21 protein-coding genes are annotated in these 20320 nt (G+C 66.0%); 13 read left to right on the top strand and 8 right to left on the bottom strand.

The features are described from left to right. Positions 1-69 precede the first annotated feature (69 nt). The 3 genes from GFD32_RS16475 (at position 70) to GFD32_RS16465 (ending at position 1545) form a co-directional block, all read left to right on the top strand. Complete coding sequence (locus GFD32_RS16475; RefSeq protein ID WP_163577686.1) at positions 70-528, top strand: DUF411 domain-containing protein; 459 nt, start codon at positions 70-72, stop codon at positions 526-528. Between the two features lie 89 nt (positions 529-617). Further along, a complete protein-coding gene (locus GFD32_RS16470; RefSeq protein ID WP_163577685.1) occupies positions 618-1058 on the top strand; it encodes a VOC family protein in 441 nt (146 codons plus the stop codon). Between the two features lie 31 nt (positions 1059-1089). Further along, positions 1090-1545 (top strand): META domain-containing protein, encoded by a 456-nt coding sequence (locus tag GFD32_RS16465; protein ID WP_163577684.1) that lies wholly within the window; start codon positions 1090-1092, stop codon positions 1543-1545. Here GFD32_RS16465 and GFD32_RS16460 read toward each other — a convergent pair. The 5 genes from GFD32_RS16460 to GFD32_RS16440 form a co-directional block, all read right to left on the bottom strand. Next, complete coding sequence (locus GFD32_RS16460; RefSeq protein WP_240455688.1) at positions 1542-2258, bottom strand: phosphatase PAP2 family protein; 717 nt, start codon at positions 2256-2258, stop codon at positions 1542-1544. The two genes, GFD32_RS16465 and GFD32_RS16460, sit on opposite strands and share 4 nt — an antisense overlap. A 34-nt stretch (positions 2259-2292) precedes the next feature. Next, positions 2293-5271, bottom strand: a complete 2979-nt coding sequence (locus GFD32_RS16455; protein WP_163577682.1) for a valine--tRNA ligase — start codon at positions 5269-5271, stop codon at positions 2293-2295. 315 nt (positions 5272-5586) lie between these two features. After that, positions 5587-6027 carry a DNA polymerase III subunit chi gene (locus tag GFD32_RS16450; RefSeq protein ID WP_163577681.1) on the bottom strand — a complete coding sequence of 147 codons (441 nt, stop codon included), beginning with the start codon at positions 6025-6027 and terminating at the stop codon, positions 5587-5589. An 83-nt stretch (positions 6028-6110) separates the two neighbouring features. Further along, positions 6111-7211 (bottom strand): branched-chain amino acid aminotransferase, encoded by a 1101-nt coding sequence (locus GFD32_RS16445; RefSeq protein WP_163577680.1) that lies wholly within the window; start codon positions 7209-7211, stop codon positions 6111-6113. A gap of 218 nt (positions 7212-7429) precedes the next feature. Further along, entirely contained in the window at positions 7430-8953 is a 1524-nt protein-coding gene (locus GFD32_RS16440) for a leucyl aminopeptidase (protein ID WP_163577679.1), read from the bottom strand. A gap of 115 nt (positions 8954-9068) precedes the next feature. Between GFD32_RS16440 and lptF the strand changes: the two genes are divergently transcribed. The 10 genes from lptF to GFD32_RS16390 all read left to right on the top strand — a co-directional run bounded on the left by lptF (position 9069) and on the right by GFD32_RS16390 (position 18263). Next, positions 9069-10151, top strand: a complete 1083-nt coding sequence (gene lptF, locus GFD32_RS16435) for an LPS export ABC transporter permease LptF (protein WP_163577678.1) — start codon at positions 9069-9071, stop codon at positions 10149-10151. Continuing rightward, positions 10148-11212, top strand: a complete 1065-nt coding sequence (lptG, locus tag GFD32_RS16430) for an LPS export ABC transporter permease LptG (RefSeq protein ID WP_163577677.1) — start codon at positions 10148-10150, stop codon at positions 11210-11212. The genes lptF and lptG overlap by 4 nt, the downstream gene beginning before the upstream one ends. Before the next feature lie 17 nt (positions 11213-11229). Then, on the top strand, positions 11230-11709 hold the full coding sequence (locus tag GFD32_RS16425; protein WP_163577676.1) for an RDD family protein: 480 nt from the start codon (positions 11230-11232) through the stop codon (positions 11707-11709). A 104-nt stretch (positions 11710-11813) separates the two neighbouring features. Then, a complete protein-coding gene (locus GFD32_RS16420) occupies positions 11814-12020 on the top strand; it encodes a (2Fe-2S)-binding protein (RefSeq protein WP_089687580.1) in 207 nt (68 codons plus the stop codon). 215 nt (positions 12021-12235) lie between these two features. Beyond that, entirely contained in the window at positions 12236-12718 is a 483-nt protein-coding gene (gene bfr / locus GFD32_RS16415) for a bacterioferritin (RefSeq protein WP_089687578.1), read from the top strand. Positions 12719-12937: 219 nt separating this feature from the next. Continuing rightward, entirely contained in the window at positions 12938-13924 is a 987-nt protein-coding gene (locus GFD32_RS16410; RefSeq protein WP_163577769.1) for an ABC transporter substrate-binding protein, read from the top strand. 2 nt (positions 13925-13926) lie between these two features. Then, positions 13927-15627 carry an ABC transporter permease gene (locus tag GFD32_RS16405; protein ID WP_163577675.1) on the top strand — a complete coding sequence of 567 codons (1701 nt, stop codon included), beginning with the start codon at positions 13927-13929 and terminating at the stop codon, positions 15625-15627. Then, a complete protein-coding gene (locus GFD32_RS16400; RefSeq protein ID WP_163577674.1) occupies positions 15615-16661 on the top strand; it encodes an ABC transporter ATP-binding protein in 1047 nt (348 codons plus the stop codon). The genes GFD32_RS16405 and GFD32_RS16400 overlap by 13 nt, the downstream gene beginning before the upstream one ends. After that, on the top strand, positions 16658-17701 hold the full coding sequence (locus GFD32_RS16395; protein ID WP_163577673.1) for an MBL fold metallo-hydrolase: 1044 nt from the start codon (positions 16658-16660) through the stop codon (positions 17699-17701). Before GFD32_RS16400 ends, GFD32_RS16395 begins: the two co-directional genes overlap by 4 nt. Then, positions 17688-18263: a histidine phosphatase family protein gene (locus tag GFD32_RS16390; RefSeq protein WP_163577672.1), complete on the top strand. Its 576-nt coding sequence runs from the start codon at positions 17688-17690 to the stop codon at positions 18261-18263. The genes GFD32_RS16395 and GFD32_RS16390 overlap by 14 nt, the downstream gene beginning before the upstream one ends. Here the strand turns inward: GFD32_RS16390 and GFD32_RS16385 are convergent. From GFD32_RS16385 to GFD32_RS16375, 3 genes are all read right to left on the bottom strand, one after another. After that, complete coding sequence (locus GFD32_RS16385) at positions 18218-18442, bottom strand: DUF1653 domain-containing protein (protein WP_163577671.1); 225 nt, start codon at positions 18440-18442, stop codon at positions 18218-18220. The two genes, GFD32_RS16390 and GFD32_RS16385, sit on opposite strands and share 46 nt — an antisense overlap. 70 nt (positions 18443-18512) lie before the next feature. After that, the gene (gene tcdA / locus GFD32_RS16380; protein WP_163577670.1) at positions 18513-19355 is read right to left on the bottom strand and encodes a tRNA cyclic N6-threonylcarbamoyladenosine(37) synthase TcdA; all 843 of its coding nucleotides are present in this window, start codon (positions 19353-19355) and stop codon (positions 18513-18515) included. Beyond that, complete coding sequence (locus GFD32_RS16375) at positions 19352-20131, bottom strand: pseudouridine synthase (protein WP_205599156.1); 780 nt, start codon at positions 20129-20131, stop codon at positions 19352-19354. The genes tcdA and GFD32_RS16375 overlap by 4 nt, the downstream gene beginning before the upstream one ends. Positions 20132-20320: the final 189 nt, after the last annotated feature.

The raw sequence follows: 20320 nt of genomic DNA, 5'->3' as shown, positions 1-20320 counted from the left end.
GCAAGCGCTGTGACTCTTGTCAGGATTCAGGCAACGGCGGCTGCCGCATTCTTTATCTGGAGGTTTGTCATGACCCATCGTTCCTTGCCTCGTCGGCTGCGCTCGATGCTTGCCGCTTCGCTCGGGCTGTTCGCCACCACCGTTTGGGCCGGCCCGCTGGTGGAGATGCACAAGGATCCCAACTGCGGTTGCTGCACCGCCTGGGCCGAGCACCTGGAAGCCGCCGGCTTTGACGTCGAGGTTCACGACACCGACGACATGCGCGCGGTGAAGATCGAGCATGGCCTCACGCCCGAACTCGCCTCCTGCCACACGGCCACCGTCGAGGGCTACGTCATCGAGGGGCACGTGCCGGCAGCCGACATCGAGCGCCTGCTCGAGGAGCGACCCGACGTGGCCGGGCTCGCCGTGCCGGGCATGCCCCACGGCTCGCCGGGCATGGAAACCGGGCGCCAAGACGACTATGCCGTGCTGAGCTGGCAGCGCGACACGCGCACGCCGGAAATCTTCAACGAGTACACTCATTAAGCAAGCCGAGAAGGACCATCGCTGTCGACGGATCAGCCCCGAGCGATACCGCCAACGGCGAGCCCCCTGACCCAAGAAAGGAGTCGACCATGCAGTACCTGCACACCATGGTGCGCGTCAGCGATCTGGATGCCTCGCTGAGATTCTACTGCGACCTACTGGGCCTTGAGGAGGTACGTCGCAAGGAGAACGAGAAGGGGCGTTTCACTCTCGTCTTTCTGGTCGCGCCGGAGGACGAGGCGCGTTCCGCCGAGCTCAAGGCGCCGGAGCTGGAGCTGACCTGGAACTGGGACCCCGAGGAGTACACCGGCGGACGCAATTTCGGCCACCTGGCCTACCGTGTCGACGACATCTACGCCTTGTGTCAGCACCTTCAGGACAACGGCGTGACCATCAACCGCCCGCCCCGCGATGGCCACATGGCCTTCGTGAAAAGCCCCGACGGCATCTCCGTGGAGCTGCTGCAGAAGGGCGAGCCCCAAGCGCCGAAGGAGCCGTGGGCGTCCATGGAGAATACCGGCACCTGGTAAGCCGGGGCCAAGCGAGGGAAGGAACCGAACGATGATCGAGCTGAGACCGGCGGGGCTTTTCCTGCTGTTGCTGACGACCCTGCTGCTCGGTGCCTGTGGGGGCGGGCCGGCTCCCGATGCCCGCCTGCCGGCTGGCGATGACGACGTGGCCGGCCCCGTGGTGGGGCCGCGCTGGAATCTGCTGCTGGTGGGCACCGACGAGCGCTTGTCGATGCCCGAAACGCCCCACTTCACGGTCTCCGGCGATGGCCGGGTGAGCGGCAGCGATGGCTGCAACCGCCTCACTGGCCAGGTGAAGTTCGGCGCAGGCAAGCGCGTCGAGTTTTCCGAACTCGCCACCACCCGGCGCGCCTGCCCCGAGGCTGACGACGCCCAGCGGGTTACTCGCATGTTGGAGAACGCCTACCGTTACCTGATCGACCATGACCGGCTGGTTTTCTTCGGCCCCGACCAGCGGGTGTTGGGCGGCTGGCGACGTGCGGATTAATTCGCCAGCCAGCGGTTGCGTACGCTCACCAGCCCCGTCGTCACGGCATTGGCGATCCTTGGTCCCAGCGGAGTGAACAGTATCCAGGGAGCGGCGATCAGGTTGATGGCCAGAGCGGCAAAATAGACGTCGCTGAACCAATGGCCACCGCTGAGAATGCGTGGTGCACTGAGGAGTAGCGTGGCGAACAGACTGACTAGAGCCACCTGACGTCCGGCAAAGCGCCACATGAAGGCGGTGAACAGAAAGAGGTTGACGCCGTGGTCGCCAGGGAAGCTGTTGCCTGAGCCATCCTTGGTGGCAAACTCGACCAACTGAGACACCAGATTGACGTCGTCATAGGCGTACGTGGGGCTCGGGTGGCCATACGGTACGATCAGGCGCACGCCCTGGGTGAGTACCACGGCGGTTATCAGCATGGTGATGCCGATGCCGCCCCAGTGCAGCAGGCGTGGGGTCGAAGCCGTATCGCGGCGCATTGCCCAGATGAAGATGGCCAGCAGCACCAGTAGGCTGGCCACATCGAATGCCCGGTGGTTGGTGACGGCCACGAAAGTCACCCACAGCGTGTTGGCATCCTCCAGCCAGGCATTGGTAAGGAAGAAAACGGCATCGTCGAGTTCGTTCCAGAAGGTCAGGTTCGGGAACAGCCAACTTGCGATCAGAATCATTCCCAGAAGGTTGCACAGCACAATGCGGCCGGGTGAAAACATGGGTCTGGTCACCGTCATCATCTCTGGCATGTCCTCATAATTCGGCGATCTTGTCGCGCTGTTCCGCCAGCACCCGCCGGGCGGCCTGGAAATCGGCCAGCTTGCCGCGCTCCTTTTCCACCACCTCGGCCGGCGCCTTGGCGACGAAGCTGTCGTTGCCTAGCTTCTTCTCGACGGCGCCGATCAGCTTGTCCTGCTTGTCGATCTCCTTGGCCAGGCGGGCGAGCTCCGCCTCCTTGTCGATCAGCCCGGCCATGGGCACTAGCACTTCCATGTCGCCCACCAGCTGCGTGGCGGAAAGCGGTGCCTGCTCGGGGTCGTCGAGCCACTCGACGCGTTCGAGCTTGGCCAGCTTGGCGAGGAAGGGGCGGTTGGCTTCGAGGCGCTCGCGGTCGCTCGGGCTTCCCTTGGTGAGCAGCACTTCCAGCGGCTTGCCCGGAGCGATGTTCATTTCGGCGCGCACGTTGCGCACGGCGACGATCACGCCCTTGAGCCAGGCGATATCGCGGCCGGCAGTCTCGTCGAGTTTGTCGTCGTCGGGCTGCGGCCAGGGCTGGACCATGATCGACTCGCTGCCGTCGCCAGTGGCGGTGCCGGCGAGCGGCGCCACACGCTGCCAGATCTCCTCGGTGATGAAGGGCATCATCGGATGGGCGAGACGCAGGATCGCTTCCAGCACGCGCACCAGCGTGCGGCGGGTGCCGCGCTTGGCGGCAGTGCTGGCGGCTTCGTCCCACAGCACCGGCTTGGAGAGCTCCAGGTACCAGTCGCAGTACTCGTTCCACAGGAAGTCGTAGAGCGCCTGGGCGGCCTGGTCGAAGCGGTACTCCTGTATCGCGCGGGTCACCTGCGACTCGGTGCGCTGCAGCTCGGAGACGATCCAGCGGTCGGCCAGCGACAGCTCCATGGGTTCGTCGTCGTTGGCGCCGCAGTCCTGGCCTTCGGCGTTCATCAGCACGTAGCGCGAGGCATTCCACAGCTTGTTGCAGAAGTTGCGGTAGCCGTCCAGGCGGCCCATGTCGAACTTGATGTCGCGCCCGGTGGTGGCCTGGGAGAGGAAGGTGAAGCGCAGCGCATCGGTGCCGTGGGGCTCGATGCCTTCGGGGAACTCGTCGCGGGTCGCCTTGGCGATGGCCTTGGCCTTGTGCGGCTGCATGAGGCTGCCGGTGCGCTTCTCGACCAGGTTCTCCAGGCCGATGCCGTCGATCAGGTCGATGGGGTCGAGCACGTTGCCCTTCGACTTGGACATCTTCTGACCCTGGCCGTCGCGCACCAGGCCATGCACGTAGACCTGCTTGAAGGGCACCTCGCCGGTGAACTTCAGCGTCAGCATGATCATCCGCGCGACCCAGAAGAAGATGATGTCGAAGCCGGTGACCAGCACGCTGGAGGGATGGAAGGTGCGGAAGTCCTCGCCGCGCTCGGGCCAGCCGAGGGTGGCGAAGGTCCACAGCCCCGAGCTGAACCAGGTGTCGAGCACGTCATCGTCCTGGGTGAGGCGGGGCACGCCGAGCTTCTCCATGGTGGTCAGCGCATCCGCGGTCAGCTCGGGGGTGCCGCCGAGCAGCTGGTCGAAGGAGCGCAGGCGCATGGCGGTGTCGAAATCGCCCTGCTCGTGCTCGATGAAGTCCGCCAACTCTTGCAGGTACTGACGGGTCGCCTCGACCTCGTTGCGCGCCACGAAGACGTTGCCGTCGATGTCGTACCAGGCCGGGATGCGGTGGCCCCACCACAGCTGGCGCGAGATGCACCAGTCCTGCAGGTCGCGCATCCAGGCGAAGTACATGTTCTCGTAGTTCTTGGGCACGAACTCGATGTCGCCGTTCTCGACGGCCTCGATGGCGGGTTTCGCCAGGCTCTCCACGGCGACGAACCACTGATCGGTGAGCAGCGGTTCGATGACGTCGCCGCTGCGGTCGCCGTAGGGCAGAGTGTTGCTGACCGTCTCCACCTGCTCGAGCAGCCCGACGGCCTCCATGTCGGCGACGATGCGCTTACGCGCTTCGAAGCGGTCGAGGCCGGCGTAGGCTTCGGGCAGGGTGGTGTCGATGTCGGGCAGCGGCCGACCCTGAATGTCGAAGGCCTCGGCCCGGGGCAGAATCGCCGCGTCCTGGGTGAAGACGTTGATCAGCGGCAGGTTCTGACGGCGGCCCACTTCGTAGTCGTTGAAGTCGTGGGCGGGGGTGATCTTCACGCACCCGGAGCCCTTCTCCATGTCGGCGTGCTCGTCGGCGACGATGGGGATGCGCCGGCCGACCAGCGGCAGCTCGACGAACTTGCCCACCAGCGAGGCGTAGCGTGGGTCTTCCGGGTTCACGGCCACACCGGTATCGCCGAGCATCGTCTCGGGGCGGGTGGTGGCGACCACCAGGTGGTCGAGACCCGCATCGGTCTTGACGCCGTCGGCGAGCGGGTAGCGGAAGTGCCAGAACTGCCCCTGCTGGTCGCGGTTCTCCACCTCGAGGTCGGAGATGGCGGTGTGCAGGGTCGGATCCCAGTTGACCAGGCGCTTGCCGCGGTAGATCAGCCCCTCGTTGAACAAGCGCACGAAGACTTCCTGCACCGCCTTGTAGAAGCCGTCGTCCATGGTGAAGCGCTCGCGCGACCAGTCGACGCTGGCGCCCATGCGGCGCAGCTGGCGGGTGATGTGGCCGCCGGATTCGTGCTTCCACTCCCACACCTTGTCGATGAAGGCCTCGCGGCCCAGGTCGTGGCGGCTCTTGCCCTCTTCGGCGGCGACCTTGCGTTCCACCAGCATCTGGGTGGCGATGCCGGCGTGGTCGGTGCCCACTTGCCACAGGGTGTTGTTGCCCTGCATGCGCTTCCAGCGGATCAGGGTGTCCATGATGGTGTCCTGGAACGCATGCCCCATGTGCAGGCTGCCGGTGACGTTGGGCGGCGGGATCATGATCGAGAAGGGCGTGCCCTCGCCCGAGGGGACGAAGCGGCCGTCGGCTTCCCAGCGCTCGTACCAGCGGGATTCGATCTGCTCGGGTTGGTAGGTCTTGTCCATGGGCGTTCCGGGTCGAAGTAAAAGGGTGGCAACGAGGCACGGCGCTCGCCGCCCATGGGCGGCGGCACGGTGCGGGGTGTGAAAAATGGGTTCGATTATAGCCCGTTGCGACGGTCGGCGTCATGGGCGTGGAATGTGGAGACAAGGCTACTGATGTCTGAAGAGAGAGGCGTCGGGGCAGCTTCGCCATCGGGGCTGATCCGGGGGCAGCCCTTCGAGGAGGCGCTGTGAACCCATCCCTGGGCGCTACCGATGCCATCCCTGGCATCGGACCTCCTCTCCGGCCTGCCCCCGGCGCCCCTTGCTTTGACGGCATCAACCGCGCAGCTGATGCGCCTTCACCGGATAGCCGCGCTGCTTGTAGGTCTGCCAGCAGGCGCGCTTGGCGGTGAGCACCTGCTGATGCTGGTTGATGATCTCGGCGACCCGTTCGAAGCGCGAGAACCACTCGGGGATACCCGGGTCGAGGTTGAGCAGCGCCATGGGCGCTTCGGCGCTGAGCTCGGGCGGCTGTTCCCAGCCGAGGGTCACCGTCACGCTGTCGGCCATGTCGCTGCCGAGCAGGGCATGGGGCAGGTAGGCCTCGGGGCGGAAGGTCCATAGCCGCTCGTCGAGGTCGCTGGCCATGGCCTCGTCCTCGGCGTGCAGGTGCAGCCGGTAGCCCTTGCCGTGGATGGTCTCGGCCAGCCGGCAGGCGAAGTCGAGACGCGCTTCCAGTGTGGTATCGGGCAGGATGTAGAAATCGATTTCGGTCACGGCTAGGGCCTGGTGATGGCTACGGGCTACGAGTCGGCCGCGTACTGCTCGCGACTCGTAGCCCGGGGCTCGATTCAGAGGGCTTACGCCAGGCGCGTCAGCCAGCCATGGGTATCCTCGCGACGCCCGTATTGCAGGTCGAGCAGTTGGGTGCGCAAGCGCTTGCCGATGTCGCCGCCGTTGTCGGCGGTGAGGCGGATGCGCTCGTCGTCGCTGACCAACTCGCCGATCGGCGTGACCACCGCCGCGGTGCCACAGGCGAAGACTTCGCTGATCTCGCCGGAGGCGGCGCCGTCACGCCATTCGTCGATGCTGATGTGACGTTCTTCCGGCGTCAGGCCTTCGTCGCGGGCCAACTGGATGATCGAGTCCCGGGTGACCCCCTCGAGGATGGTGCCGGTCAGCTTGGGGGTGACGATACGCCCGTCGCGGTAGACGAAGAACAGGTTCATGCCGCCGAGTTCCTCGACCCACTTGTTCTCCACCGCGTCGAGGAAGGCGACCTGGTCGCAGCCATGCGCCTCGGCTTCCTTTTGCGCCGCCAGCGAGGCGGCGTAGTTGCCGCCGCACTTGGCGTAGCCGGTGCCGCCGGGGGCGGCACGCTTGTAGTTCGACGACAGCCATATCGACACCGGCTTGACGCCGCCCTTGAAGTAGGCAGCGGCCGGCGAGGCGATCACGTAGTAGTCGACCTCCTTCGATGGGCGTACGCCGAGGAATTTCTCGCTGGCGATCATGAATGGGCGCAGGTAGAGGCTGGTTTCCTCGGCAGCGCTGGCCGGGGTGGGTACCCAGGCGTTGTCCAGGCCGACCAGCGCCTTCAGCGAGCCGATGAAATCGTCGTCGCTGAGCTCGGGTAAGGCCAGCCGGCGCGCCGAGGCGCGAAAGCGCGCGGCGTTCTTCTCGGGACGGAAGGTCCACACCGAGCCATCGGCGTGGCGGTAGGCCTTGATGCCCTCGAAGATTTCCTGGGCGTAGTGCAGCACGGCGGCGGCGGGGTCGAGGGTCAGCGGCCCGTAGGGGCGCACTTCGTGGCCGTGCCAGCCGTCGTCCGCGGTCCAGCGGATGTGTGCCATGTGGTCGCTGAAATAGCGGCCGAAGCCGGAATTGCCGAGGATCTCGTCGCGGATGGCGTCATCCGTGGGGTGAGCGGTCGGCCTTATGTCGAAGCCAGAAGTGGTCACCGGGGGTCTCCGTTACAGAACTCTGCGTCGGCAGCCGACGAATCGTCGGACCGTGGGCCGTTGCGGTTGAGTGTCGTCACGCAGCGGCGTGACGAACGTTGACAGCGAGAATGACATAACCGCCATGGGCCGGGAAAGTCCGGCCCATGGGGAGAATGCTTCGCGGATAAACGTAGCACGCGAGTTATGCGTTGCGAAGTGTCGCTCGGCTTGACGTGCTACTCGACGTTTTCCGGAGTCTCGCCCAGCTCGACCTCACGATCCAGCAGATACTGGGTGAGCAGCCCCACCGGGCGGCCGGTGGCGCCCTTTTGCTTGCCCGAATGCCAGGCGGTGCCGGCGATGTCGAGGTGTGCCCAGGGGAACTTGTCCGCGAAGCGCGACAGAAAGCAGCCGGCGGTGATGGTGCCCGCCGGGCGCCCGCCGATGTTGGCCAGGTCGGCGAAGTTGGAGTCGAGTTGCTCCTGGTATTCGTCCCACAACGGCAGGTGCCAGGCGCGGTCCCAGGCCATCTCGCCGGCGTCGAGCAGGTCCAGCGCCAGGTCGTCGTCGTTGGCGAGCAGGCCGGTGGCGTGGTGACCCAGGGCGATGATCGCCGCGCCGGTGAGGGTGGCGATGTCCACCACGCTGGCCGGCTCGAAACGCTCGGCGTAGGTCAGTGCATCGCACAGCACCAGGCGACCTTCGGCATCGGTGTTGAGCACCTCCACGGAGAGCCCCTTGAGGGTCTTGATGATGTCGCCGGGCTTGGTGGCGCGGCCGTCGGGCATGTTCTCGGCGGCGGCGACGATGAACACCAGGTTGAGTTTGGGCGCGAGCGCCAGCACGCTCTGAACGGTGCCGAACACACTGGCGGCGCCGCACATGTCGAATTTCATCTCGTCCATGGCCTCGCCGGGCTTGAGCGAGATGCCGCCGGTGTCGAAGGTGATGCCCTTGCCGACCAGCACGTGGGGCGCTTCGTCGGCATTCTGGGCACCCTGATAGCGCATCACGATCAGCCGTGAGGGCTCGGCGCTGCCGCGTCCCACGGCGAGCAGGCTGTGGGCGCCCAGGCGCTCCAAGGCCTCTTCGTCGAGCACTTCCACGGAGAGTGCCCCGTTCGATGCCTCGCCCAGCCGCTCGGCGCGCTCGGCCAGGTAGCGGGGCGTGCAGACGTTGCCCGGCAGGTTGCCCAGAGTGCGGGCCAGGCTGACGCCCTGGCCGATGGCGTCGCCCACGCGAGCGCCCCGCTTGGCGGCCTGGCTGTCGCCGCCTTCGCTGACCAGTAGGGTCACCTGCGTCAGCTGCGGCGCCGCCGCTGGCTCGGACTTGAATTCGGTGAAGCGATAGACGGCGCGGTTGGCGGCCTCGGCGACCATGCGGGCCTTCCAGTCGCAGGCGCGCTCGCCGATCGGCACATCGGTGAAGGCCACGGCGGCATCGTCCACGGCGAGTTTCGCCAGCGAGCCGAAGGCGGCATCCAGCGCCTTGCGAAAGGCGCCTTCCTGGCACTTGTCGCGGCTACCCAAGCCCACCAGCAGCAGGCGGTCGGCACCCAGCCCGGGTGCGAAGGGAATCAGCTGAACGTTACCCAACTTGGCCTCGAAATCGCCGCGCTCGATCAACTGCCCGATGAGTCGCTCACTGGCGTCGTCGAGCTTGGCGGCAGCGGGCAGCAGCTCGCCGTCAGTGAACACCGGTAATACCAGGCAGGCCGTCTCGACCTTGGCAGGGTTGGCCGTCTGAACGGGGAATTCCATGGTGACTCCACAAGACAAGCGAAGGGGGATTCTGGATAATGCCGGCACGGCCATAGGCCCGTGCCGAATCACCCCAGTGTACCCAAGGCATGGCTCCAATGCATAAAAGCGCTGCATGATCGTCTTTCGTTATCTGACCCGCGAGATCCTGCTGACCATGTCGGCGGTGGCAGGCGTGCTGCTGCTGGTGATCATGGGCAGCCGTTTCATCCGCTATTTCTCCGATGCCGCGGAAGGCGAGATTCCGGTCAGCATCCTCGGCTCTCTGATGCTCTTCCATCTGCCGGGCTTTCTCGAGCTGATCCTGCCGCTCGCCTTCTTTCTGGGCATTCTGCTCGCCTATGGTCAGCTCTACCTCAACAGCGAGATCACCGTACTGGTGGCCTGTGGAACCAGCCCCATGCGCCTGCTGCAGGTGAGCCTGGTGCCGGCCGCTCTGGTGGCGTTGCTGGTGGGAACGTGTAGCCTGTGGCTGACCCCGGCCGGGGCTCTGCACAACGAGCAACTGCTCGAGGAGCAGCGCAGCCGGCTGGATTTCACGGCGCTCGCGCCGGGTCGATTCCAGGACTTCGGCGACGGGCGTACTGCCTATACCGAAAGCTTCGATGACGATCGCAGTCATATGCAGGAAGTCTTCATCAGCGAGCGCCAGCGGCGCCGTGACGGCACGCCGGAGAGCGCCGTGACGCGTGCCGCCAGCGGCTACCAGACGGTGGACGATGACACCGGCAGCCGGTTCCTGGTGCTGGAGAACGGTGAGCGCTACAGCGTGGAGCCGGGACGCCACGAGGCCGAGCGCCTCGAATTCGCGACCTATGCGGTGCGCCTTTCGCGGGCCGGTGAGGGCGCCGAGTTGGGGTCTCCCGAGTATGCCACCACCGCGGCGCTGCTCGATGATGACGATACGCGCGCCCAGGCACAGCTGCAGTGGCGGTTGTCGCTGCCCGTGATGGTATTCATCCTGACGCTGCTGGCGATGCCGCTCGCCAAGGTCAATCCCCGTCAGGGGCGCTTCGCCAAGCTGTTACCGGCGGTGTTCCTGCACGTCTGCTACCTGAGCCTGCTGCTCGCGGCGCTGGATGCCATCGGGCGTGGCTCGCTGCCGGTGGCATTGGGCATGTGGCCCATTCATGTCGTCTTCCTGCTTCTCGGTCTCGGTTTGATGGTGCGTGCCCAGCGCCAGGGGATGGCGGGATGATTGCCGATCGCCTCGACCGCTACATCGCCCGCAACGTGCTAGGTGCCATCATCGTGGTACAGGTGGTGTTGCTGGGGCTCGACCTCGTCATCACTTACATCAACGACCTGGAGGACGTGGCCGGCGACTATGGCGCCTTCCAGGTATTGCAGTACCTGCTGATGCGCTTGCCCTGGCGCTTCTACCAGTATGCGCCCGTTGGCGTGCTGATCGGCGCGCTGATCGGTCTGGGCAGCATGGCGTCGAGCAACGAACTCACCGTGATGCGCGCTGCCGGCCGTTCGTTGACGCGCATTCTGTGGGGCGTCATGAAACCGGTTCTGGTGGTGGTGGTCGTGCTGCTGCTGGTCGCCGAGTACGTGAGTCCACGCACCGAGCAGTTCGCCAGTGCCTGGCGTCTCGAGAAACTGCAGGGAGAAGGCGCCGTGCTCACCCAGCGGGGCGGCTGGCAGCGCGAAGGCGACAGCATCTACCGCTTCGGCGCCATTCGCGCCGATGATACCGTGCTCGACCTGACTCGCTATCGCTTCGAGGGGCACACCCTGCAGGATGCCATGGTGGCCCAGCGGGCGATCTGGCATGACGGCGCCTGGCGGCTCGAGGATGTTGCCATCACGCGCTTCCATGAAGAGCGTACCGACGTCGAACGTCACGACAGCCTGCCCTGGCAAACGGGGCTGACCCCCGCCCAGCTCGACCGCCTGCTGCGAGAGGTCAATAGCCAGGCGCCCAGCGAGCTGTGGGCCTATGCCAGCTACCTGCGCAGCCAGAGTCTCGAGGCGACCCAGCCGCTGCTCTACTTCTGGCAGAAGCTGCTGATGCCGCTGACCCTGGCGTCTCTGGTGCTGGTGGCCGCTTCCTTCGTATTCGGCCCGTTGCGAACCGTGGCGGCGGGGACGCGGGTATTCTATGGCGTGGTGACCGGCCTGGTCTTCAAGTACTTGCAGGACCTGCTGGCGCCGGCCTCCACGGTCTGGGGATTTTCACCGATCTGGGCCGTGCTGGGGCCGACTCTGCTGTGCGCCGTGCTGGGTCTCTATCTGTTACGGCGCAGCGGGTAATACGGGAGATGAAGGATATGCCGCGACGCTTCGAGCACCTCGACGACACTTGGCCGGCTGGCCTGGGCCGGCGGCTGGGCGCCATGCTCTACGATGGTTTCCTGGTAGCGGCGATCTGGTTGTTGGTTGCGGTGGCCCATCTGGCGGTGGTTCGCTTCGGCTTCGGGCTGGAGGCCGAAGCGGTGGGGGCCGGCTGGCTGCAGCGTGGCTCTCTGCAGTTGCTGCTGCTCGCCAGTGCCTTCCTGTTCTTCGCTTTCTGTTGGCGGCGCGGCGGCATGACCCTGGGCATGCAGGCTTGGCGGCTACGCGTACAGACCGTGGATGGTCGCGCTATCTCGCTGGGGCAGAGTCTGGTGCGCTATGGCGTGGCGTGGCTGTCATTCGTCGCGCTCGGGCTCGGCTACCTGTGGGTCCTGTTCGACACCGAGCAACGCAGCTGGCCCGATATCGTTTCCGGCACGCGTACCGTGGTGTTGCCCAAGCCAGCGCGACGTTGAGATACCGCTCGACTGACCCTGATCATTTTTTCATCGATTGGGGGTTGCACTACGCCATGCGAATCATTTACATTCGATCTCGCAACGATTGGCGAGGTGCTGCAATGTACGTGTGTATCTGCAAGGGCGTGACCGACCACCGAATCCGCGAGTCCGTCGAGGGCGGCGCCCGCAGCTGGCGCGAGGTTCAGGCCGAGACGGGTTGCGGCACCCAGTGCGGCAAGTGTGCCTGCACGGCCAAACACATCACGCGTGAAGCCATCGTCAACGAGATGTCGGCCGCCGTGGACGACTTGGCCTACGCGGTGTGATGCCGCGCGCCTTCATGGCGAACCCGAGAGGGCTGCAGCATCGATAGCCAATTCTTCTCATTCTAGTTGCGTTTCTCCCAACCCTTTGTCATGTTTGGACTTTTTGCTCTCAGTAGACAATACTGGGGGTGTTCGACGTGCCGCAGAGAACGGTGCTACGTTTCAGCCTGACGTTTCAGGATCGGTCCAAGACGCAATGAAGAGGGAGACGCACCATGAAAGGTGATGCCAAGGTCATCGAGCATCTCAACAAGGCCCTGGGTGCCGAGCTGGTCGCCATCAATCAGTATTTCCTGCATGCCAAGATGTATCAGGATTGGGGCCTCACCAAGCTGGGCAAGTGGGAGTACGACGAGTCCATCGAGGAGATGCAGCACGCGGAGAAGCTGATCGACCGCATCCTCTTCCTCGAGGGCGTTCCCAATCTGCAGGATCTCGGCAAGCTGCACATCGGCGAGAACGTCCGTGAAATGCTGGAGTGCGACCTCAAGATCGAGCACGAGGGACGCAAGGGCTACATCGAGGCGATCGCCTATTGCGAAACGGTACAGGACTACGTGACTCGCGATCTGTTGCGTGACCTGCTGGCCGACGAAGAGGGGCACATCGATCACATCGAGACCGAGCTCGGCCTGATCGACAAGGTCGGCATCGAGAACTACCTGCATAAGCAGATGCAGGAAGCCGGAGAAGAGTAACGCCGATACCCTGCCTTCTGCCATTCGCAGCACCCGCATCGGCGTCACCGATGCGGGTGTTGTCATTTCAGGGCGCTGCCAACGCCTGTATCCGGCGGTCATCGCGACGGCTTGCCGTCGCGCAGCCAGGCCGCCCGCACACTGAAAACCGACTGTCACGGTGTTGTAAGGCGATGACGGTAATGTCGCTGGGGCTCACTCATCGGAGGTTGTCTCATGATGCAGAAACGCCCCTTGGTATCCGCTCTTGTCGTTTCTTCAGCACTTGCCGGTTTGGCCTTTCCGGCTATCGGCAGCGAGACGCTGGTGCTCTACACCAGTCAGCCCAACGGCGACGCCCAGCAAACCGTCGACGCTTTCCAGGCCGCCCATCCTGAGGTCGAGGTGGAATGGGTGCGCGATGGCACCACTCGGCTGATGACACGCCTGCGCTCCGAGCTTTCCGCCGGCGTCAGCAACCCCGACGTGCTGCTGATCGCCGACAGCATGACCATGCAGTCGCTCAAGCAGGAGGGGCACCTGCAGTCCTACCTGAGTCCTGAGCGCGAGGCCTACGACGCCGAGCTGTACGACCCGGCAGGCTACTACTACGGCAGCAAGCTGATCACCACGGGCATCGTCTACAATACTGCTGCCGAACATCGGCCGCAGCGCTGGCAAGATCTCGTCGAACCGGAATACGAAGGGCAAGTGACCATGCCGAGCCCGCTCTACTCCGGTGCTGCCCTGATTCACATGGCGACGCTCAGCGGCCATTCCGAACTGGGCGAAAGCTATTACGAGGCGCTGCACGACAACCGCGTCGAAGCCCAGGGCGGTAACGGCGGCGTATTCAATGCCGTGGCGGCGGGTACCAAGCCCTACGGCATCGTGGTGGACTTTTTGCCGATTCGCGAGGCGGCCAAGGGCTCGCCGGTCGATTTCGTGTTCCCCGAGGAGGGAGTGAGCGCGGTGACCGAGCCGGTAGCCATCATGCAGGAGGCCGACAACCTCGATGCGGCGCAGAAATTCGTCGATTTCGTTCTCTCGCAGGAGGGGCAGCGGCTGGTGAGCGATCAGGGCTATTTGCCGGCGCATCCCGCAGTGGCACCGCCGGAGGGCTTCCCGGCACGCGACGACATCGACCTGATGCCACTCGATGTCGAAAGCGCCCTGGCCACGGAGGCCGAGCTCAAGGAGCGGTTCAGCGACCTGTTCGGTAGCTGATCATGACACCCAGCCTCACCGACGGCAGCCAGCATCGCTGGCTGCTCACCCTGCTGACGACCGTCATCGTGGTACTCAGCCTGATGCCCAGTCTGCGTCTGCTGATGGAGGCGCTGGGCGATCTGGCCCAGGGCAGCGAGGCGCCGCTATGGCGGGTGCTGCAGGCCGAAAGCACCTGGCGGGCGCTATGGCGCAGTCTCTACACCTCGGGACTGGGCATGCTGATAGCGCTGGTGCTGGGTAGTCTGTTCGCCTTCGTGATCACTCTGACCGACATCCGCGGCAAAGCCTGGCTGGTGTTCTGCTTCATGCTGCCGATGATGATTCCGCCCCAGGTCACGGCGCTCAGTTGGTTGCAGCTCTTCGGCCCCGCCAGCCCGCTATTGAAGAGCATCGGCATGGCGCCGCCGCTGGGCAGCCCGCAGCCGCTCCATTCGGCGCAGGGCATCGGTCTGCTGCTGGGCATCCAGAGTGCACCGCTGGTGTTCCTGGCGCTACGGACCACACTGCTGTCGGTTCCCCGCGAGCTGGTCGAGGCGGCGCGCATCAGCGGCGCCCGCCAGGCCCAGGTGTGGGGACAGATCATCCTGCCGGTGACACGCAGCGGCCTGATTGCCGGCGCGGCCATGGCCTTCATCTCGAGCCTGGGCAATTTCGGCATTCCTGCCATGCTGGGCATTCCCGCCGGTTACTACGTGCTGCCGACCCTCATCTATCAACGCATGGCGAGTTTCGGTACCGGCGTGCTCGCCGAGATGGCTTCGCTCTCGCTGCTGATCGGCATGCTGGCGCTCACTGGCGTGGCGTTGCAGCAGGCGTGGATGAAACGCAGCCGCTACGGGCTGGTGGGCCACAGTGGGCGTGCCCACGACTTCTCGCTGGGACGTTGGCGAGCGGGGGTGACCGCCCTGCTGTTGGCCGTATTGCTGGCGATCCTCGTCGCGCCGCTGGCGGCGTTGGTGGTGAGCTCGCTGGTGCCCGCCATGGGGGTGCCGCTGACCTGGGAAACCCTCACTCTGGAGGCTTACCACGAGGTGATTGGCCGCCAGGGCGCAACCTGGCGGGCGGTGCGCAACAGCCTGTGGCTGGCGGGCGGTGCTGCGCTGGTGCTGATGCTGTGCAGCCTGCCGCTGGCGTACCGGCTGCAGCGCTTGCCGCAGCGCTGGCAGAGCCTGACCCTGAGCGCCATCGAACTGCCCTATGCGCTGCCCGGCGTGGTGTTGGCGGTGGCCTGCATTCTGCTCTTCGTGCGGCCCATTCCCGTGGTGAACGTGGCGCTCTACGGCACCCTGGGGCTGATCTTCATCGCCTATCTGGCGCGCTTCCTGGTGGTGTGTCTCAAGCCGGTGGCTGCCGGTCTTTCCCAGCTCGATCCTTCTCTGGAAGAGGCCGCGCAGCTGGCGGGTGCCGGCCCCTGGCGCCGCCTGGGCGGCATCGTGCTGCCGCTGGTGGCGCCAGCACTGTTCGCCGGTGGGCTGCTGGTATTCCTGATGGCGGTGAACGAACTGACCGTTTCCGCTCTGCTGTGGAGTGCGGGCAACGAGACCCTGGGCGTGCTGATCTTCAACCTGGACGAGGGCGGCGAGAGCGTGCTGGCCGCTGCGGTGGCCGTGCTGGTTGTGGCGATGGTGGCGGCACTGATGCTGTTGCTGAGCCTGCTGGCACCGCGCCTGCCCAAGGGAGTCGTGCCATGGCAGAGCTGACGATCGATCGCGTCACCAAGCGTTTCGGCGAGCATGCAGCCGTAGAGTCACTCTCGCTGGATGTCGAATCGGGCGAGTTCGTCGCTCTGCTCGGCCCCAGCGGCTGCGGCAAGACCACCATGCTGCGCATGCTGGCTGGCTTCGAACCGCTCAGCGACGGCGAGATTCGCCTGGGAGAGCGGACTCTGGCCAGCCGGGAGCGGCACGTGCTGCCGGAGCAGCGCAACATGGCCATGGTGTTCCAGTCGTATGCCCTGTGGCCGCACATGAGCGTGGCCGACAACGTCGGCTACCCGCTCAAGCTGCGCCGACTGGAGGGCGATGTCTACCGGCGCCGGGTGGCCCAGGCATTGGCTCTGGTGGCCCTGGAGTCATACGCCGGGAGTTCGCCACAGGAACTCAGCGGTGGCCAGCGCCAGCGCGTAGCGCTGGCACGCTGCCTGGTCACCGACCCCGAAATCGTGCTGCTCGACGAGCCGCTGGCCAACCTTGATCGCCATCTGCGTGCCGCCATGGAGCGGAGCTTTCGTGATTTCCACCGCCGCACCGGCGCTACCCTGGTCTATGTCACCCATGACCAGAGCGAGGCCATGGCGCTGGCGGACCGGATCGCGGTCATGCGCGAAGGGCGGCTGGAGCAGTGGGCCACGCCGGAAACGCTCTATCGCCGGCCGCGATCGACCTGGGTGGCGAGCTTCATCGGTCAGGGCAGCCAACTGAAGGTGGCTGCGGGGCGGCCGGGCCAGCGCCTGGAGGAGAGCCCCCTGATGCGGGGGCTCGCCGCCGTTGTCACCGAGCGCACCCAGCCGGTGCTGGTGCGCCCGGAGCACGTAACGGTACTGCCGGATGCCCCTTGCCTCGATGACCTGCGCGCGCGAGTGGAAGGCGTGACCTTCCGCGGCGAGCGCTACGAGCTGCACCTGCGCCTGGAAAGCGGTGAAGCGCTGTTGGCCTATCACCACGCGGCGCTGGCCGAGGGGCAAGCGGTGGCGTTGGCCTTGCGCGAGGGCTGGTGCCTGGAATCCGAGGCATGAGCCCACGCATCGAGGTGCTGAGCGGGCTGGGCGACAAGGCGCCCGCCGCCATCCTGGTCGAGGCCGAAGGCAAGCGTCTGCTGCTCGACGCCGGCGGCGCCCTGCATCCGGGGCAGTCGACGGCCTGGGCCGACGGGCTGGACGTCGATGCCGTGCTGATCAGCCACGATCACTTCGACCACATCGGTGGGGTGGGGACGCTGCCCGACGAGCTGCCGCTCTATTGTACCGCCGTGGTGGCGGCAGCGCTGCCGGGCGGACGCGAGTGGCGAGCGCTGCCCGAGCGCGGTCAGTGTTGCATCGAGGGAATCCCGGTGACCACCGGCCAGGCCGGGCACTCGCTGGGTGGCGTATGGCTGCATCTGGGCATCGGTGGCGGGGTGTTCTACAGCGGCGATGCCTGCCTCGAGTCATCGCTGTTTCCTTTCGATGCGCCGCCACCAGCTCGCGTTGCCCTGCTGGATGCCTCCTACGGCCGCTACGATACCCCCCAGGCGCAATGTCGTGCAGCCATTGCCCAGCGGTTGACCGAGCCGCGGACATTACCGGTACCGTTGTCGGGGCGGGCGCTGGAAATGGCACTCTGGCTCGAGGTCCACGCCGAGCGGCTGGGGATTGCCTGGAACCTGGACGCCGCCTGCCGTCAGGCGCTCGAGCAGTTGCTGCGCTTGCCAGGTTCGCTGCGTAGAGAAGAGCATGATGCGACCATTCGCCGGCTGCTCGATGCGCCGCGCGTGGACTCCCCCGAACTGTGGCTGGTGGAGGACTGCGATGACGATCCACAGGACTGGCCGGATCACCGTCTGCTGCATACGGGCTACCTCACGCCCCGGCGACAACGTCAGTGGGCGGCAGGCGAGGTCGACTGGCTGCGCTGGAACGTCCACTTGCGCTTGTCCCATCTGCGCACGCTCGTTTCCCGGCTGGGAGCCGAGCGCGTGATGCCGTTGTTCACCACCGAGGTACGCGAGGTGAACGCAGGGTTGACGGCACCGGGATCTCCGGCCGTCGCCGAGGAGAACAGCGATGCTGTTGGCTAGGCCATTCGTCTTCCTCCGTCATGGTGAAACGCCCTTAAACCGAGAACGGCGCATCGGCGGGCGCACCGATGTGCCGCTGACGGCGCTGGGCGAGGCCCAGGCCAGGCAGGCAGCCGTGTGGCTCGCTCGGCCCTGGAGCCGGGTCGTGACGAGTACGCTGCAGCGTGCCTGGCGCACCGCGGAGTTGGCCGTGCCCGGCCAGACGGCCATCCGGCTGAGTGGACTCGACGAACGCGACTGGGGAGAGCTGGAGGAAGCGCCACTGGTACGACAGCCTCCCTATGAGGCGACGCCACCCGGCGGAGAGAGCTGGACGAGCTTCCAGGCACGCGTGCTGGCTGCACTGAACGACGTGCTGGCCAGCGACGATCTGCCCTTGGTGGTGGCTCATTCCGGCGTCTATCGGGTGATCCGCACCCAGCTCTTCGGGAGTCCGTACGGGGTGAGGCTGCCCAATGCGCTGCCGTTTCTGATCCGCCCCGGTCCATTGGGGTGGCAGGTGCATCGCTATGTGCCTCAGAACGCCTTTTCGAGCTCGAAGCGCGGCACGGGCTCGCCCTGAACTGCGACGGTTTCGTTGAAGTCCCCGAGTGGGCGTACCCACAGGCCGTAATCGCCATAGAGGGCACGATAGACGACGAGTGGCTCTTCGGTTTCGCTGTGATGGGCCACGCCGAGCACCTCGTAGCGGTTGCCTTTGTAGTGGTAGTAGATCCCGGGGACGGGGTGGGGCTGTGACATCTCGAGCTCCCTGCTGAGAACCAATGCGCGAGCGGCGATGCTGGCAACGACGGTCAATGGGTTCCGACGGTCAGGGGCCGGTTTCGCCGTCGTCATTGGCCGCGGCCTGCTTGGCCAGTCTGGTTAGCACCCGCGAGGCGGCGACGAAGCCGAAGCTGCCGGTGACGGCGGTCGCAGCACCGAAACCCGAGGCGCAGTCGAGCCGTGTGGACTCGTTCGAAGCGGGCTTCTCGAAGCACACCTCGCCGTCGGCGGCAGGATAGACCAGCTGTTCGTCAGAGTAGACGCATTCGACCGAAAAGCGCCGCTTGGGATTGCGCGAGAAGCCGTAATCGCGGCGTAGCCGGGCGCGCACCTTGGCCAGCAGCGGGTCGTGCTCGGTGCGTGTGAGATCGGCGGTGCGGATGCGGGTGGGGTCGGTCTGGCCGCCGGCGGCACCGGTGACGGTGATCGGCATCTTGTGGCGCCGGCACCAGGCGATCAGCGCTGCCTTGGCCACTACGCTGTCGATGGCGTCCACCACATGATCGGCCTCCAGCGGCAGCCGCGTGGCCAGGTTGGTGGGGGTGACGAAGGCGGTGTCGGCGGTGACCTCGATGCCGGGGTGGATGGCCCGGCAGCGCTCGGCGAGCGCCTCCACCTTGGGGCGACCGATGGTGCCGTCCAGGGCGTGCAGCTGGCGGTTGACGTTCGATATGCAGACGTCGTCGAGGTCGATCAGCGTGAGCCGGCCGATGCCGGAGCGCGCCAATGCCTCGACGGCCCAACTGCCCACGCCGCCGACGCCGACCACCACCACGTGAGCCGAGCGAAACCGCTCGGCGGCACGCCGGCCGTAGAGGCGGCGGATGCCACCGAAGCGAAGCGCGTAGTCGTCCCGGTCGAGCGAGTGGGGCTGAGGCAGGTCGGTCATGGCGCGATCGATTCCACGGTGGGTTCGGCAAAACTGTCGTGGCGAACGGCATTCACCGGCAGGTGGCCGCTCCAGCCGAAGCGTTCGAACAGCCGGCTCATGGGCGCATCCAGGGCGGCGCTGACCCTGAGGCAGCCAGCACCGGCCGGATGTTCGAAACCCAGCTCCACGGCGGCCAGCAGCAGGCGCGGGATTTCCAGGCGCTCGGCGAAGAACCGGTTGTGGATGCTCTTGCCGTGCTTGGCATCGCCGATGATCGGATAGCCGCGGCGCGACAGATGGCGGCGAATCTGGTGACGGCGGCCGGTCAGGGGGCGCGCTTCCATCAACGAGTAGCGGGCATGCGGGTAGCGGTCGACCTGCACCGGCAGCTCCACGCCATCCAGGCGGCGCACCTCGGTAATGGCCGGCTGGGCGGGCATCTCCGCCTTGGGCCGGGGACCATCCTCCTCGCGCAGCGGATAGTCTAGCCGCTCGGCCTCGGGGCCGATGCCGCGCACCACTGCCAGGTAGCGCTTGGTCACCCGGCGTTCGGTGAACGCTGCGCCGAGCCGGGAGGCACTTTCGGGGTCGAGGGCGAACACCATCACGCCGGAGGTGGGGCGGTCGAGTCGATGCACCGGGTAGACGCGCCGGCCCAAGCGGTCGCGCAGCCGCTGCAGCAGAAATTCGCGCTCGCCGCGGGCCAGGGCGGTGCGGTGCACCAGCAGCCCCGCCGGCTTGTGCACGACGACCAGGTGCGCGTCGTCGTGGAGTATCCGCAGCTCGTCGATCATGTGTCGTCCGTTCCCTTCGCGAAGGGCGCTCATTGTCGCCGTCTGGGGATGACTTGTCATCCGGCGCGGGCGTTCAGCCATCGTGAGTATCGAGGCACAAGCGGCCATTCCGAGCGATCCACCGTGGGCCGGTCTGCGCCATGGCGTTGCTGTCATACCCATGTCACGGTGGTGTCGCATTCTCTTCGC

The organism is Halomonas faecis, assembly GCF_010993975.1.
GTDB classification, from domain to species: Bacteria; Pseudomonadota; Gammaproteobacteria; order Pseudomonadales; family Halomonadaceae; genus Halomonas; species Halomonas faecis.
Note: the sequence above shows the minus strand (reverse complement) of the source record. Positions and strands in the feature narration are given on the sequence as shown.

What these genes read in the sequence shown, in the direction of transcription:
- GFD32_RS16475 (WP_163577686.1), top strand. Translation starts at nt 70, where the DNA reads ATGACCCATCGTTCCTTGCCTCGTCGGCTGCGCTCGATGCTTGCCGCT.
- GFD32_RS16470 (WP_163577685.1), top strand. Translation starts at nt 618, where the DNA reads ATGCAGTACCTGCACACCATGGTGCGCGTCAGCGATCTGGATGCCTCG.
- GFD32_RS16465 (WP_163577684.1), top strand. Translation starts at nt 1,090, where the DNA reads ATGATCGAGCTGAGACCGGCGGGGCTTTTCCTGCTGTTGCTGACGACC.
- GFD32_RS16460 (WP_240455688.1), bottom strand. Translation starts at nt 2,258, where the DNA reads ATGTTTTCACCCGGCCGCATTGTGCTGTGCAACCTTCTGGGAATGATT.
- GFD32_RS16455 (WP_163577682.1), bottom strand. Translation starts at nt 5,271, where the DNA reads ATGGACAAGACCTACCAACCCGAGCAGATCGAATCCCGCTGGTACGAG.
- GFD32_RS16440 (WP_163577679.1), bottom strand. Translation starts at nt 8,953, where the DNA reads ATGGAATTCCCCGTTCAGACGGCCAACCCTGCCAAGGTCGAGACGGCC.
- lptF (WP_163577678.1), top strand. Translation starts at nt 9,069, where the DNA reads ATGATCGTCTTTCGTTATCTGACCCGCGAGATCCTGCTGACCATGTCG.
- lptG (WP_163577677.1), top strand. Translation starts at nt 10,148, where the DNA reads ATGATTGCCGATCGCCTCGACCGCTACATCGCCCGCAACGTGCTAGGT.
- GFD32_RS16425 (WP_163577676.1), top strand. Translation starts at nt 11,230, where the DNA reads ATGCCGCGACGCTTCGAGCACCTCGACGACACTTGGCCGGCTGGCCTG.
- GFD32_RS16420 (WP_089687580.1), top strand. Translation starts at nt 11,814, where the DNA reads ATGTACGTGTGTATCTGCAAGGGCGTGACCGACCACCGAATCCGCGAG.
- bfr (WP_089687578.1), top strand. Translation starts at nt 12,236, where the DNA reads ATGAAAGGTGATGCCAAGGTCATCGAGCATCTCAACAAGGCCCTGGGT.
- GFD32_RS16410 (WP_163577769.1), top strand. Translation starts at nt 12,938, where the DNA reads ATGCAGAAACGCCCCTTGGTATCCGCTCTTGTCGTTTCTTCAGCACTT.
- GFD32_RS16405 (WP_163577675.1), top strand. Translation starts at nt 13,927, where the DNA reads ATGACACCCAGCCTCACCGACGGCAGCCAGCATCGCTGGCTGCTCACC.
- GFD32_RS16400 (WP_163577674.1), top strand. Translation starts at nt 15,615, where the DNA reads ATGGCAGAGCTGACGATCGATCGCGTCACCAAGCGTTTCGGCGAGCAT.
- GFD32_RS16395 (WP_163577673.1), top strand. Translation starts at nt 16,658, where the DNA reads ATGAGCCCACGCATCGAGGTGCTGAGCGGGCTGGGCGACAAGGCGCCC.
- GFD32_RS16390 (WP_163577672.1), top strand. Translation starts at nt 17,688, where the DNA reads ATGCTGTTGGCTAGGCCATTCGTCTTCCTCCGTCATGGTGAAACGCCC.
- GFD32_RS16385 (WP_163577671.1), bottom strand. Translation starts at nt 18,442, where the DNA reads ATGTCACAGCCCCACCCCGTCCCCGGGATCTACTACCACTACAAAGGC.
- tcdA (WP_163577670.1), bottom strand. Translation starts at nt 19,355, where the DNA reads ATGACCGACCTGCCTCAGCCCCACTCGCTCGACCGGGACGACTACGCG.
- GFD32_RS16375 (WP_205599156.1), bottom strand. Translation starts at nt 20,131, where the DNA reads ATGATCGACGAGCTGCGGATACTCCACGACGACGCGCACCTGGTCGTC.